The sequence below is a fragment of the Solwaraspora sp. WMMD1047 genome, assembly GCF_029626155.1.
GTDB lineage: Bacteria > Actinomycetota > Actinomycetes > Mycobacteriales > Micromonosporaceae > WMMD1047.
The window spans coordinates 4,408,521-4,421,606 of sequence record NZ_JARUBL010000001.1 but is presented as its reverse complement, the minus strand read 5'-3'; the positions used below and the strand labels follow the sequence as shown (position 1 = coordinate 4,421,606).

Annotated in this window: 8 protein-coding genes; 6 read left to right on the top strand and 2 right to left on the bottom strand. The window is 70.5% G+C overall.

Annotated features, from left to right (window positions below):
* The first annotated feature begins 216 nt into the window (after positions 1–216).
* From O7627_RS20125 to O7627_RS20100, 6 genes are all read left to right on the top strand, one after another.
* Positions 217–741 (top strand): CopG family transcriptional regulator, encoded by a 525-nt coding sequence (locus O7627_RS20125; protein WP_278095053.1) that lies wholly within the window; start codon positions 217–219, stop codon positions 739–741.
* Positions 738–1,649: a DUF4097 family beta strand repeat-containing protein gene (locus O7627_RS20120; RefSeq protein WP_278095052.1), complete on the top strand. Its 912-nt coding sequence runs from the start codon at positions 738–740 to the stop codon at positions 1,647–1,649. Before O7627_RS20125 ends, O7627_RS20120 begins: the two co-directional genes overlap by 4 nt.
* 37 nt (positions 1,650–1,686) lie before the next feature.
* Positions 1,687–2,655, top strand: a complete 969-nt coding sequence (locus O7627_RS20115; protein WP_278095051.1) for an ATP-binding cassette domain-containing protein — start codon at positions 1,687–1,689, stop codon at positions 2,653–2,655.
* On the top strand, positions 2,652–3,434 hold the full coding sequence (locus tag O7627_RS20110; protein ID WP_278095050.1) for an ABC transporter permease: 783 nt from the start codon (positions 2,652–2,654) through the stop codon (positions 3,432–3,434). The genes O7627_RS20115 and O7627_RS20110 overlap by 4 nt, the downstream gene beginning before the upstream one ends.
* A 168-nt stretch (positions 3,435–3,602) precedes the next feature.
* Positions 3,603–9,713: an HYD1 signature containing ADP-ribosyltransferase family protein gene (locus O7627_RS20105; RefSeq protein ID WP_278095049.1), complete on the top strand. Its 6,111-nt coding sequence runs from the start codon at positions 3,603–3,605 to the stop codon at positions 9,711–9,713.
* Between the two features lie 2 nt (positions 9,714–9,715).
* Positions 9,716–9,997, top strand: a complete 282-nt coding sequence (locus O7627_RS20100) for a hypothetical protein (protein WP_278095048.1) — start codon at positions 9,716–9,718, stop codon at positions 9,995–9,997.
* A gap of 152 nt (positions 9,998–10,149) precedes the next feature.
* Here O7627_RS20100 and aceB read toward each other — a convergent pair whose 3' ends face one another.
* Both aceB and aceA read right to left on the bottom strand, forming a co-directional pair.
* Positions 10,150–11,736, bottom strand: a complete 1,587-nt coding sequence (aceB, locus tag O7627_RS20095; protein WP_278095047.1) for a malate synthase A — start codon at positions 11,734–11,736, stop codon at positions 10,150–10,152.
* Complete coding sequence (gene aceA, locus O7627_RS20090) at positions 11,733–13,004, bottom strand: isocitrate lyase (protein WP_278095046.1); 1,272 nt, start codon at positions 13,002–13,004, stop codon at positions 11,733–11,735. Before aceA ends, aceB begins: the two co-directional genes overlap by 4 nt.
* Positions 13,005–13,086 lie beyond the last annotated feature (82 nt).

Below are 13,086 nucleotides of genomic sequence, written 5' to 3'. Positions count from 1 at the left end.
GCGGTCCGTCGCTTCTGGACAGCTTCGGGCTGGGGCTGGGCTGGCATCGTCGCGGCCATCTGTAGGCGGCCCAGCGGCATCATCAACAGCCGATCTTCCGCCCGACGTTAGTCGATGCGGTGACGGCGTTCAACGCGAGCCGGTCATGTGCCACCTTGGCTCATGCTGAGCCAAGGTGGCTTGCATCTGAGCCATAACGATGCCATGATGGCTCGCATGGACCTCACGCAGTACGTAGAGATGCTCCGCCGGGAGCTGGCCGTCGCAGCCGAGGCCGCTGGCCCGGAGGCGGCGGCGCTGGCCGACCGGCTGACCGTTCCGTTCGACTCGGCCATCCGGCTGACCCTGCTGGAGGCGCTCTCCGCCGCCACCGCCGAGATCACCCAGGACCTCGCCCCGGGCTCGGTGCACCTGCGCCTGGCCGGGCGGGACCCCGACTTCGTGGTCACGCTGCCCCCGGCCGACCAGGCCGCACCCGCACCGGGGGACTACCCGGCCGAACTCGCGCCGGCACCGGACGAGCCGTCGGCCCAGGGCGCGACCAGCCGGATCAACCTTCGCCTGCCCGACGACGTCAAGGCCAGGGTCGAGGAGGCCGCCGGCCGGGAGCGGATCTCGGTCAACGCCTGGCTCGTCCGGGCCGCCGTGGCCGCCCTGCGCCCCGGCCGACCGGGCGCCGGCCCCGGCATCGGCTTCAGCGGCAGCGGCGCCGGCCAACGCTTCACCGGCTGGGCTCGATGACCCCGCCCGCATCCACCCCCGACCAGCGGCTCACCGCCACCTTCGACCAGACAGGACTCCTGATGCGAACCTTCGACGCTCCGGCACCCATCCACGCGACCGTGCACTTCGGATATGTCAGCGCCCACGTCCGGGTCACCGCCACCGACCGCGCCGACGCCACCGTCGACATCCGCCCCGGCGACCCGGCCAGCAAGGCCGACCAGCGGATCGTCGACCAGACCCAGATCGGGTACGCCGACGGCCGGCTCACCGTCCGGGGCCCCCGGATCGGCTCGATGTTCAGCCGAGACGGTGCGGTCGAGGTCACCGTCGAACTGCCGGCCGGTTCCCGACTCGACGCCGAGACCGGCGTCGGGGACCTCTACACCGAGGGCGAACTCGGCGAGTGCCGGTTCAAGACCGGCTACGGAGCCCTGCGGATCGACCGGACCGGACCGGTCGTGATCCGCAGCGGCAGCGGTGACGTCGAGGTCGACCACATCGGCGGAGACGCCGAGATCAAGGCCGGCAACGGCGGCATCAACGTCCGCCGGGTCGACGGAGCGGCGACCGTGAAGGCGTCCAACGGATCGGTCTGGATCGGCGAGGCCGGCGGCACGCTGAAGGCCACCAGCAGCAACGGCACGGTCACCGTCGACCGCTCCGACGCCGACCTGACCGCCCGGACCGCCAACGGCAGCCTGCGGATCGGCCAGTTGGGGCAGGGCACGGTCGGGCTGGACACCGCCGCCGGCTCGATCGAGTTCGGCGTACCCGAGGGAACCGCCGTCTGGCTGGACCTGAACACCCGGGCCGGCCGGGTCCGCAACGAGCTGACCTCCACCCCCGGCCCGGAGCAGGCCGACCGCACCGTCCAGGTACGGGCCCGGACCTCGATCGGCGACATCGTCGTCCGCCGCGCCTGAGCCGCCGACCCACCACCACACGGGAGGAACGACCGGGATGACCACCCCACGACCGGGCATCGAGATCACCGGCCTGCGCAAGTCGTACGGCGACAAGCTGGTCCTCGACGGTCTCGACCTGACCGTCCCGGAAGGGACCGTCCTCGCCCTGCTCGGCCCGAACGGCGCCGGCAAGACCACCGCGGTCAACATCTGCTGCACCCTGGTCGGCGCCGACGCCGGCCAGGTCCGCATCGCCGGCCACGACGTGGCCCGCGAGCCGGACGCGGTCCGGGCCGCGATCGGCGTCACCGGCCAGTTCTCGGCCGTCGACGGGCTGCTCACCGGCGCGGAGAACCTCGCCCTGATGGCCGACCTGCACCCGCTGGACCGCCGCGAGGGCCGCCGGCGGATCGAGGAGCTGCTCCTGCGGTTCGACCTGGTCGAGGCCGCCGGCAGACCCGCCGCCACCTACTCCGGCGGGATGCGCCGCCGGCTGGACCTGGCGATGACCCTGGTCGGCACCCCACGGGTGATCTTCCTCGACGAGCCGACGACCGGGCTCGACCCGCGCAGCCGCCGGGCGATGTGGGACGTCATCTCCGAGCTGGTCGCCGACGGGGTCACCGTCTTCCTCACCACCCAGTACCTGGAGGAGGCCGACCAGCTCGCCGACCGGATCGCGCTGCTCGACCACGGCCGGCTGATCGCCGAGGGCACTCCGGCGGAGCTGAAGCGGCGGGTGCCCGGCGGCCACGTACTGCTGCGCTTCGCCGATGTCGAGGAGTTGGAGTGCGCGACCCGGGTGCTGGACACCGCGATCCGCGACGACGGCGCCCTGACCCTCCAGGTGCCGGCCGACGGCTCGGTCGGCACCATGCGTGCCCTGCTGGACCGGCTGGTCGACTCCTCGATCGAGGTCGAGGAGCTGACCACGCACACCCCCGACCTCGACGACGTCTTCCTCGCCCTCACCGGCCGATCCGAAGCCGGCCGGCCGCGTACCCGCAAGGAGCTTCTCCGATGAGCACGACCGCTTTCGCCGTTCGCGACTCCCGCACCATGCTGCGTCGAAACCTGCGGCGGATGCGGCGCTACCCGGCCATGACGCTGACGCTGGTCTTCCTGCCGGTGGTCTTCCTGCTGCTCTTCGTCTACGTCTTCGGCGGCACCATCGGCGCCGGGCTGGGCCCGTCCGGCGGGCGGGCCGACTACGCCAACTACGTCACCCCCGGCATCCTGATGATGACCATCGCGAGCATCGCCACCGGCACCGCAACCGGGATCGCGATGGACATGACCGAGGGCATCATCGCCCGGTTCAAGACGATGGCCATCTACCGCCCGTCCGTGCTGGCCGGCCACGTCATCGGCAGCGTCGTCCAGACCTTGCTCAGCCTGGTCGTGGTGACCGGCGTCGCGCTGCTGGTCGGGTTCCGGCCCACCGCCGGGCCGATGGAGTGGCTGGCCGCCGGGGGGCTGCTGGTCGCCGTGAGCGTCGCGATCACCTGGCTCTCCGTCGCGTTCGGCCTCGTCTCCAAGACCGTCGAGGGGGCCAGCAACCTGCCCATGCCGCTCATCCTGCTGCCCTTCCTCGGCAGCGGGTTCGTCCCCACCGAGTCGATGCCGACCGTGCTGCGGTGGTTCGCCGACCTCCAACCGTTCACACCGATCATGGAGACGCTGCGCGGCCTGCTGCTCGGCACCGGCATCGGCGCCAACGCCTGGCTCGCCGCCGCCTGGTGCGTGGCCATCACCGGGCTCGGTTACGCCTGGTCCCGCCGGCTCTACAACCGCCAGCCCTAGCCCTAACCGGCCCGCTGATCGGCTGTCGAATACTGACTGTCCGGCGGATTGGTCGCAGGTGATTCATGAATGTCTTCCGGCTGTCGGAAATTGGCATTGCATCAAGAAAGATCAATAGGTCAGGGTGACCCGGTCTGGTGGTAACCACTTGATCACGGGGAGCTTTTCATGGGGGTCACACCGGGATTCCGGCTGCTCTGTCACGCCCTGGCCGCAGTTCTGTTCGCCTCGCTGTTGGTGGTGACGCCATTCGCGAACGCGGCGGGGGCCGCCGCACCACCGGTCGCCGCACCCGGCCGGGGCCCGGTGCAGCGGCCCCTGCCGGAGACGGCGACACCACGACACGGACTACCCGAGGGCGAAACAGCACCCGCCGTACCGCCCGTGGTCGCCGCCGCCGGCGAGCCGAAGCCGGCCAAGCGGTCGGCGCTCGCCCGGGCCGCCGCCCCGGGACAGACCATGAACGCGGCGTCGGAGCCGGTCCTGCGCGCCGGCTACCTGCTCGGCGACACCTCGCTGGTGGCCTACTTCGACGGCGACGTCGACCGGGGCAACCCGGATTCGTGGGCGCAGTGGTGGGCGACCGTGACCGATGTGGAGTCCGGGCAGGAGCAGCGCTCGGTGGTGCTGGGCCAGTCCGACCTGGCCGAGTGCCGCAGCCCACGCCGGTTCTGCCGCAGCTTCGGCGCCGCCGACGGCTGGGTGCTGGCTCCGGACCGGCGCTACACGGTGGTCATCACCGTCGGACAGCCGGACGGCTCCGAGGTGGTGTCGCCGCCGTCGAACGAGGCCGCGCCGCGCGCCACCCCCGCGCCGCCGGCGATCCCCGCCGCGCAGGCCGCCGGCTGCGGCTGCCCGACCGTGCTCGGCCCGACGCTCACCGGCCAGGCGGTCCGCGGGGCCGGCGTGAACACCGCCACCGGCGCCTTCTCGCGTACCGAGCCGGATCTGGTGATGCCGTCGGCCGGGATCGCCTTCAACGCGGTCCGCTACTACTCGTCGGCGAACCCGACCGCCGGCATGTTCGGCACCGGCTGGTCGTGGAGCTACGACGCGCGCATCGTCGCCGACGAGGGCGGCTCGGTGCGGGTCCGCGCCGAGGACGGCTCCGAGGCGGTCTACCGGCGCACCGGTGACGGCTCGTACGACCCGCCGGCCGGCATCCGGGCCAAGCTCACCGCCGTCACCGGCGGCGGGTGGCAACTGGTGCCGCCCGACCAGCGCCGGCTGCGCTTCGACGCGCAGGGCCGGCTGATCTCGATCACCAACGCGCGGGGCCTGGGCCTGACGCTCACCTACGACACCACCGGCCTGCTGACCCGGATCACCGACGCGTCGAACCGGGTGGTGACCATCGAGCACCGCACCGACCTGCGCCTGATCCGCAAAATCACGTTGCCGGACAACCGCTCGGTCCAGTTCGACTACGACGCCGGGCGGCTGGGCAAGGTGCAGGACCCGCGCGGCTTCAACACCTCCTACCAGTACGACGGCGCCGGCCGGCTGACGTCGATCACCGACGCCCGCGGCAACACCGCGATCCGCAACTCGTACGACGCCGCCGGTCGGGTCACCACCCAGACCGACCCGGAGGGTGGGCAGACCACCTTCGGGTGGACGGCGGGCAGCGAGGCCGGCGCCACCCTGCTGGCCACCACCACCGACCCGGACCGGGTGGCGATGGTGGACGGCTACCGCGACAACGTGCTGCTCTTCTCCCGCAACAGCAATCAGGACGTGGTCGTGCACCGCTACGACGGCAAGCTGCGCCGCAGCCTGGTCGTCGACCCGAAGGGCAACCAGGAGGAGACCCGGCACGACGACGACGGCAACCCGGTCGCGCGCCGGGCACCGGACCCGTTCGCGTTCACCACGGCGAGCACCTTCGACGACCGCAGCAACCTGACCGAGCACCGCGACGGCCGCGGCAACACCTGGGTGTACGAGTTCAACCAGTTCAACGAGATGACCGCGCAGCGCAACCCCAAGCAGGAACGCGGCTACACCTACGCGTACGACAGCCGGGGTCAGCAGATCAGCCGGACCGACCCGCGCGGCAAGGTCACCCGCTACGAGTACGACGCGCACGGCAACCGCACCGCCGAGATCACCCCGACCGGGCGCCGCACCGAGATGTTCTACGACCTGACCGGCCGGATGACCTCGCTCGTCGACCCGCGCGGCACGGTGGCCGGCGGCAACCGGGACGCCTACCGCACCCGGTTCGTCTACGACCAGCAGAACCGGATCCGGGAGGTCTGGCAGCCCGGCAAGCCGCAGCCGTTCCGCACCGACTACGACGAACTGGGCAACGTCGTGGTCAGCACCGACCCGCTCTCCAACTCGTCCCGGATGACCTACGACCGCAACAGCCGGCTGACCGAGGTGAAGGACCCGATCGGCAACGTCACCGCGCAGGCGTGGACGCCCGGTGGGCGGCGGGACTCGGTCACCGACGGCGAGGGCAACAAGACCTCCTGGACCTACAACGCCGAGGGCCGGGTGGCCACCGAGACCTCGCCGCGCGGCAACGCGGACCCGGAGCATGCCGAGCCGTTCACCACCCGGTTCCACTACGACTACAACGGCAACCTGATCCGGGCCGACAAGCCGTACGGCACCGACGGCGAGCGGGTGCAGGTCGACACCGCCTTCGACGAGCTGGACCGCCCCAACGAGCAGCGGGACCAGTTCAACGAGTCCACGAAGGTGGGTTACGACAACAACGGCAACGTCACCGAGATGACGAACGAGCGGGGGGAGAAGCTCTCCCACTCGTTCGACGAGGCCAACCGGCGCGACGGGTCGTCCGGGGCGGCCGGCGCCGCCCAGATCGACTACGACGAGGCCGGCAACCCGATCCGCCAGGTCACCCCGACCGACGGCGTCATCACCTGGCGGTACGACGACGACGGCCGACCGATCGCGATCACCGAGCCGCGCGGCAACGTCGCGGGCGCCGACCCGGACCAGTACACCACCCGGTACGCCTACGACCGGGCCGGCAACCTGGAGTCGGTCACCGACCCGCTGGACAACGTGACCCGCACCGGCTACGACGCGCTGAACCGGGTGGTGTCGCTCACCGACGCCAACAACAAGACCACCCGGTACGGCTACGACGCCGCCGACCGGCTGGCGACGGTGACCGGCCCGGACGCCCAGCCGCACCAGTCCACCTCCTACGGCTACAACGCCAACGGCCAGGTCATCAAGCGGACCGATCCGCTGGGGCGGGTGGCCAGCATGGAGTACGACCGGGCCGGCCGGTTGACCGTGTCGACCGATCCGCTGGGTCGGCGCCGGGATCTGGTCTACGACCGCGACTCCAACCTGATCGAGCAGGTCACCGCCCGGCAGGTCGAACCGGGCGACCCGGGTGGCCCACGGCCGGACCCGAACCGCCCGGCGCGGACGATCTTCTACGGCTACGACAACCTCAACCGGCTCGTCTCGAAGCAGCTCGGCGCCGGCGGGGACCGCTACACCTACGCCTACGACGCCAAGAACCGCCCGGTCGAGGCGGCCGACCCGACCGGCCTGCGGACCTGGGAGTACGACAAGACCGACCGGTTGATCAGGGCCGTTCGCGGCGACGACATCTTCGGCTACACCTACGACGGCGACGACCGGGTCAAGAACCGCACCTACCCGGACGGCACGGTCGTCACCGCCGACTACGACGCCGGCGACCGGGTCCGGGCGCTCACCGTCGCCAAGGCCGGCACGTCATCGCGGTACGGCTTCGACTACGACGTCTCCGACAACCTCACGACCGTCACCTACCCCGAGTCCACCGGCGTCGTCCAGGACCGCGGCTACGACCGCGCCGGCCGCCTGACAAGCGTCGACAACCACCGGGGCGACCAGGTGCTGTCGGCGTTCGAGTTGACCCCCGACCCGGTGGGCAACCCGAAGCAGATCACGACCCGGCGCGGCGAGCCCGGCCAGCCCACCATCACCGAGACCACCGCCTACGAGTACGACGCCGCCAACCGGATCACGGCGGCCTGCTACGGCGCCCAGACCTGCGCCGGGCCGGTGGCCGAGCGGCTCGACTACACCTACGACCTGGTCGGCAACCGCGCCACGCACAAGGTCACCGCGCCGGGCGAGAACACCACCACGACCTACACCTACGACGCGGCCGACCAGCTCAAGCGGGAGGTGACCACTGGCAGCCGTTCCACCGAGCGCAGCTTCGACTACGACCTGGAAGGCAACCAGATCCGCGCCGGTGCCGACCGGTACACCTACGCCCTCGACCACACGATGACCTCGGCCACCATCGGCGGCCGGACCACCGACTACCGCTACGATGCGCTCGGCAACCGGGTCACCGCCACCAGCGGCAGCGGCGCGGACGCGCGTACCCAGGAATGGGACTGGGACCTCAACGCGCCGATGCCGATGCTGGCCACCGAGTCGGAGACCACCGGCGCCGGCACCACCACCCGCGGCTACCTGTACGACCCGGGCGGCAACCCGTTGGCGCTGCTCGCCCCGGACGGTGCCGCGTACTCCTACACCCAGGACTGGCTCGGCGGCGTCGCCGACGTGCTGGCCCCCGACGGCGCCCAGCAGTGGGCCTACGAGTACGACCCGTTCGGGGTGGCCAGGGGCGAGGGACTCACCGACGGTGGGCGCAAGCTCTCCGCCGACGCTCCCGCAAACCCGATGCAGTACGCCGGCGGCTACCACGACACCAGCCAGGGTGACCGGTACCAGCTGCGGGCCCGCAACTACGACCCGGGCACCGGCCGGTTCGACGCCACCGACCCGGCGCCGACCGCGGCGACCAGCCCGGCGATCTCCTCCTACGCGTACGCGAACAACCAGCCCACCGTGCACACGGATCCGACCGGCCTGCGGGTGGACGACGGCGGCGGGGGCGGCGGCGGAACCCCGACCGTCGACACCCCGACCGAGCCCGTCACGCCGGGCGGCACCGAGCAGTGCGAGGCCAACAGCAGCGACCCGAACTGCGTGGACAACCCGGCCTACCTGGGCGCCAAGAATCTGGTCACCGAGGCGGAGGGGTTCATCGCCCAGATCGCCGACGAGATCATCAACCTGATCCTGGATCTGGTCGGGTTCAACGACGCCAAGAAGTGCGTCACCGAGGGCGACATCGTGGCCTGCATCTCGACGGCGCTGCAGGCGGTGCCGTGGGGCAAGATGTTCAAGGCCGCGAAGGTCATGATCAAGGCTGTCGGGGTCGGTCGGCGACTTGTCGAGTCGTACGGGAAACTCCGCGCCGCCCGGGCCGCGCTGGCCAAGATCCCGCAGAAGGTCCGCAAGGCCGGCGCGACCGCGGACGAGGCGGCTGACGCCAACAAGTACGCCAAGCAGGTCGCGAACAACGCCGGCGGGGCGAAGACCGCCGGGGCGCAGGCCAAGAACACCACCCGGAAACAGACCGAGGGGCTCAAACAGCGTCAGGCGAAGCAACGGCAGGAGAACACGGGCGGGGAGAGTTGCAAGATCGCCAAGGGGCGTGGGGTCAACTCATTCGCTCCTGGCACGCCGGTGCGGATGGCCGACGGGTCCAGCAAGCCGATCGAGCAGGTCGAGCCCGGCGACTCGGTCGTGGCGACCGATCCGGAGACCGGGGAGACGAATCCTCAGCAGGTGACGGCGGCCGTCGAGGGCACCGGCACCAAGCACCTGATCGACCTCACCCTGGTCGGTGCCGGCGCCGGAGGCGGCGGTCCACCTGCCACCGTCACCGCCACCGACGGCCACCGCTTCTACAGCCCCACCCGCGGCTGGGCCGAAGCCGCCCACCTCAAAGTCGGCGACGAACTCCGCGACGAGTTTGGCACCCCGGTCACCGTCGCAAAGCTCTCCCGCCACACCCGCCAGGCCACCGTCCACAACCTCACCGTCAACGACACCCACACGTACTATGTGGAAGCCGGCACCACGCCCGTACTGGTGCATAACTGCGATACTCTCTATCACTACACCGATAAGAGAGGTCATGACGCAATCCTCGCGAGCGGTGAGCTGCGTCCTTCTCTGAAGGCGAACAACCCGAAGGATGCCCGCTATGGCGACGGGCAGTATCTAACTGACATCAAACCCGGAACTAAGACGCTAGGGCAGCTCTCCGCAGCCTTCCTGAGGGTCCCATGGGCTGGACGCAAGTTCACCCACTACATTGAGATCGATGTGAGAGGGCTCGAAGTGGTCCAGGGAAGGCCGGGAGTCTTCGTGGTCCCGAATAGTGGGCCACTCGATCTAACTGGGCGCATCGTCAGCTCCGGGAGGAACTAGGGATGAGGTACGTCAAGGTCGAGTGGGAGCACGACTTCCCGGATGACCCTGTGCTCTACTTTAGCGAGATCGGTGAGGATGACTACGAGATCCGCAAGGTCCAGCTCTACCGTGATGGAAGGACCGAGTGGGCCAACGGGAACCACGAGACGGCAACGGTGGGTCTCGCGGAGATCCCATTTCCATCGGTTGAGGAAATTTCGAGCCAGTCCGACTGTCGAGCTGAGCTGATAACCTCGGAGGAATTCGAGCGTGCTTGGAGCGCCGCGCAAGCCAGTGCCTAACCGTGTGGTGTGGCTGTGCGTCTAGCCGCGGTGTTGTGCCGTTCCCGCCCCTCCGTCTCGGATTGATGGAGGGGCGGGCATCGCCAGTTCTTGGCGTGGCGGCGGCCCGGGAGCTGTCTATGCCTTGGATGAAGCACACCAGGTGTCGGGTGTCACCTGTCGCGAACGCAGGTGGCGGAGCCGGCTGTGGTGAAGAAGGCGGGCAGGTCCTCGCCCAGCGCGGTCGACTCGAACAGCTCTGCCGAGGCGACCGCCCGGTCCCGCTCGGCGCCCTCGCGATCGCCCGCGAGGGCGTCGAGTTCGTCGGCGAGGATCGACCGGACCAGCTCCTCGGTGACGGTGCCGCCGTCGGCCAGCGGAGTGCCGTGCTGGATCCACTGCCACACCTGGCAGCGGGCGATCTCGGCGGTGGCGGCGTCCTCCATCAGCCCGTACAGGGCGACCGCCCCGGTGCCGCCGAGCCACGCGTCGAAGTAGCGCAACGCCACCGCCACGTTCGACCGCAGCCCGGCCGAGGTGACCTGGCCCGGGGTCTTGTCCACCGCCAGCAGGTCGGCGGCGGTCACCGCGACCTCGTCGCGCAGCCGCTCGTGCTGGTGCGGCCGGTCACCGAGCACCCCGTCGAAGACCTCCCGGCAGACCGGCACCAGGCCGGGATGCGCCACCCAGGAGCCGTCGAACCCGTCGCCGGCCTCCCGTTGCTTGTCGGCCCGGACCTTCGCCAGCGCCGCCTCGTTGGCCTGCGGGTCCTTGCTGGGGATGACCGCGGCCATCCCGCCGATGGCGTGCGCCCCGCGCTTGTGGCAGGTCCGCACCAGCAGTTCGGTGTACGCCCGCATGAACGGCACGGTCATCGTCACGTCGGAGCGGTCCGGCAGCACGAAGTCCGGCCACTGCCCGAAGTTCTTGATGACGCTGAAGATGTAGTCCCACCGGCCCGCGTTCAGCCCGGACGAGTGCTCGCGCAGCTCGTACAGGATCTCCTCCATCTCGAACGCGGCGGTGATGGTCTCGATCAGGGTGGTGGCCCGGATGGTGCCGATCGGCAGGCCCAGGTAGTGCTGGGCGAAGACGAAGATGTCGTTCCAGAGCCGGGCCTCCCGGTGGGTCTCCAGCTTCGGCAGGTAGAAGTACGGCCCCCGACCGGCGTCGATCTGCCGCCGTCCGCAGTGGTAGAGGTAGAGCCCGAAGTCGACGAGGCTCGCCGAGATCGGCCGGCCGTCGACCACGATCCGCTTCTCCACCAGGTGCCAGCCGCGCGGCCGGACCACGATGGTGGCCAGCTCCTCGCCGAGGGCGTACCGCTTGCCCCGGTCGTCGGTGAAGTCGATCCGCCGGTCCAGGGCGTCCATCAGGTTGAGCTGCCCGGCGATGACGTTGTGCCAGGTCGGCGCGGTGGCGTCCTCGAAGTCGGCGAGCCACACCTTGGCGCCGGAGTTGAGCGCGTTGATGGTCATCTTCCGGTCGGTCGGGCCGGTGATCTCGACCCGCCGGTCGGCCAGGCCGGGGGCGATCGGCGCCACCCGCCAGTTCGGGTCGGCCCGCACCCCGATCGTCTCGGGCAGGAAGTCGGGGAACTGGCCGGTGGCGTACCGGGCGCGGCGGGCCCGCCGGGCGTCCAGCAGCGCCACCCGGCGGGCGGCGAACTCGCTGTCCAGCGCGACCACGAACTCCAGCGCCTCGCCGGTGAGCACCTCGTCGAACCGCTCGGCCATCTCGCCGGTCACCTGGTATCTCATGCGAACTGCTCCTCTTCGGTCGAGCCGCGCAGCGCGGTGGTCTCGGCGGCGGGGTTGAGCACGGTGCTGATCAGGTCGAAGTAGCCGGTGCCGACCTCGCGCTGGTGCTTGACGGCGGTGTAGCCGGCCGACTCGGCGGCGAACTCGCGCTCCTGCAGCGACACGTAGGCCGGCATGCCGTCGGCTGCGTACCCCTTGGCCAGGTCGAACATGGAGTAGTTCAGGGCGTGGAAGCCGGCCAGCGTGATGAACTGGAACTTGTAGCCCATGTGCCCCAGCTCCCGCTGGAACTTCGAGATCGTCGCGTCGTCGAGGTGCTTGCGCCAGTTGAACGACGGCGAGCAGTTGTAGGCGAGCAGCTGGTCCGGGTACTCGTGCTTGATCGCCTCGGCGAAGCTGCGGGCGACCTCCAGGTCGGGCAGGCTGGTCTCCATCCAGAGCAGGTCCGCGTGCGGCGCGTAGGCCAGCCCCCGGTCGATGCACGGCTCGATACCGTTGCGGACCCGGTAGAAGCCCTCGGCGGTCCGTTCGCCGGTCAGGAACGGCCGGTCCCGCTCGTCCACGTCGGTGGTGAGCAGCGTCGCGGCCTGCGCGTCCGTCCGGGCGATGATCACCGAGGGGACGCCGGCCACGTCCGCCGCCAGCCGGGCTGATTCGAGGGTACGCACGTGCGCGCTGGTCGGGATCAGCACCTTGCCGCCCAGGTGGCCGCACTTCTTCTCGGCGGCGAGTTGGTCCTCCCAGTGCACCCCGGCCGCGCCGGCCACGATCATGGCGGTCATCAGCTCGTACGCGTTGAGCACCCCGCCGAACCCGGCCTCCGCGTCGGCGACGATCGGTGCGAGCCAGTCGACGTCGGTCTCGCCGCCCTCGGCGGAGGTGATCTGCCCGGCCCGCATGAGGGCGTTGTTGATCCGCCGCACCACGGCCGGCACCGAGTTGGCCGGGTAGAGGCTCTGGTCCGGGTAGGTGTGCCCGGACAGGTTCGCGTCGGCGGCGACCTGCCAGCCGGAGAGGTAGATCGCCTTCAAGCCGGCCCGGACCATCTGCACCGCCTGGTTGCCGGTCAGCGCCCCGAGGGCGTGCACGTAGTCCTCGTCGTGCATCAGCGCCCAGAGCCGCTCCGCGCCGCGCCGGGCCAGGGTGTGCTCCTCCCGGACCGGCCCGCGCAGCCGGAGCACGTCGGCGGCGGTGTAGCTCCGCTCGATGCCGCTCCACCGCGAGTCGGTGGCCCATTCGTACTGCAACTGTTCGGTATCGGTGCGCATTCGATTCTCCTCCAGCGGTCGGCCCCGTGCAGACACCGTGACATGGGCCGGGCGGGCCGGTCGAGATACGGAAACAGCGAAG

What these genes read in the sequence shown, in the direction of transcription:
- O7627_RS20125 (WP_278095053.1), top strand. Translation starts at nt 217, where the DNA reads ATGGACCTCACGCAGTACGTAGAGATGCTCCGCCGGGAGCTGGCCGTC.
- aceA (WP_278095046.1), bottom strand. Translation starts at nt 13,004, where the DNA reads ATGCGCACCGATACCGAACAGTTGCAGTACGAATGGGCCACCGACTCG.
- O7627_RS20105 (WP_278095049.1), top strand. Translation starts at nt 3,603, where the DNA reads ATGGGGGTCACACCGGGATTCCGGCTGCTCTGTCACGCCCTGGCCGCA.
- O7627_RS20120 (WP_278095052.1), top strand. Translation starts at nt 738, where the DNA reads ATGACCCCGCCCGCATCCACCCCCGACCAGCGGCTCACCGCCACCTTC.
- O7627_RS20100 (WP_278095048.1), top strand. Translation starts at nt 9,716, where the DNA reads ATGAGGTACGTCAAGGTCGAGTGGGAGCACGACTTCCCGGATGACCCT.
- O7627_RS20110 (WP_278095050.1), top strand. Translation starts at nt 2,652, where the DNA reads ATGAGCACGACCGCTTTCGCCGTTCGCGACTCCCGCACCATGCTGCGT.
- O7627_RS20115 (WP_278095051.1), top strand. Translation starts at nt 1,687, where the DNA reads ATGACCACCCCACGACCGGGCATCGAGATCACCGGCCTGCGCAAGTCG.
- aceB (WP_278095047.1), bottom strand. Translation starts at nt 11,736, where the DNA reads ATGAGATACCAGGTGACCGGCGAGATGGCCGAGCGGTTCGACGAGGTG.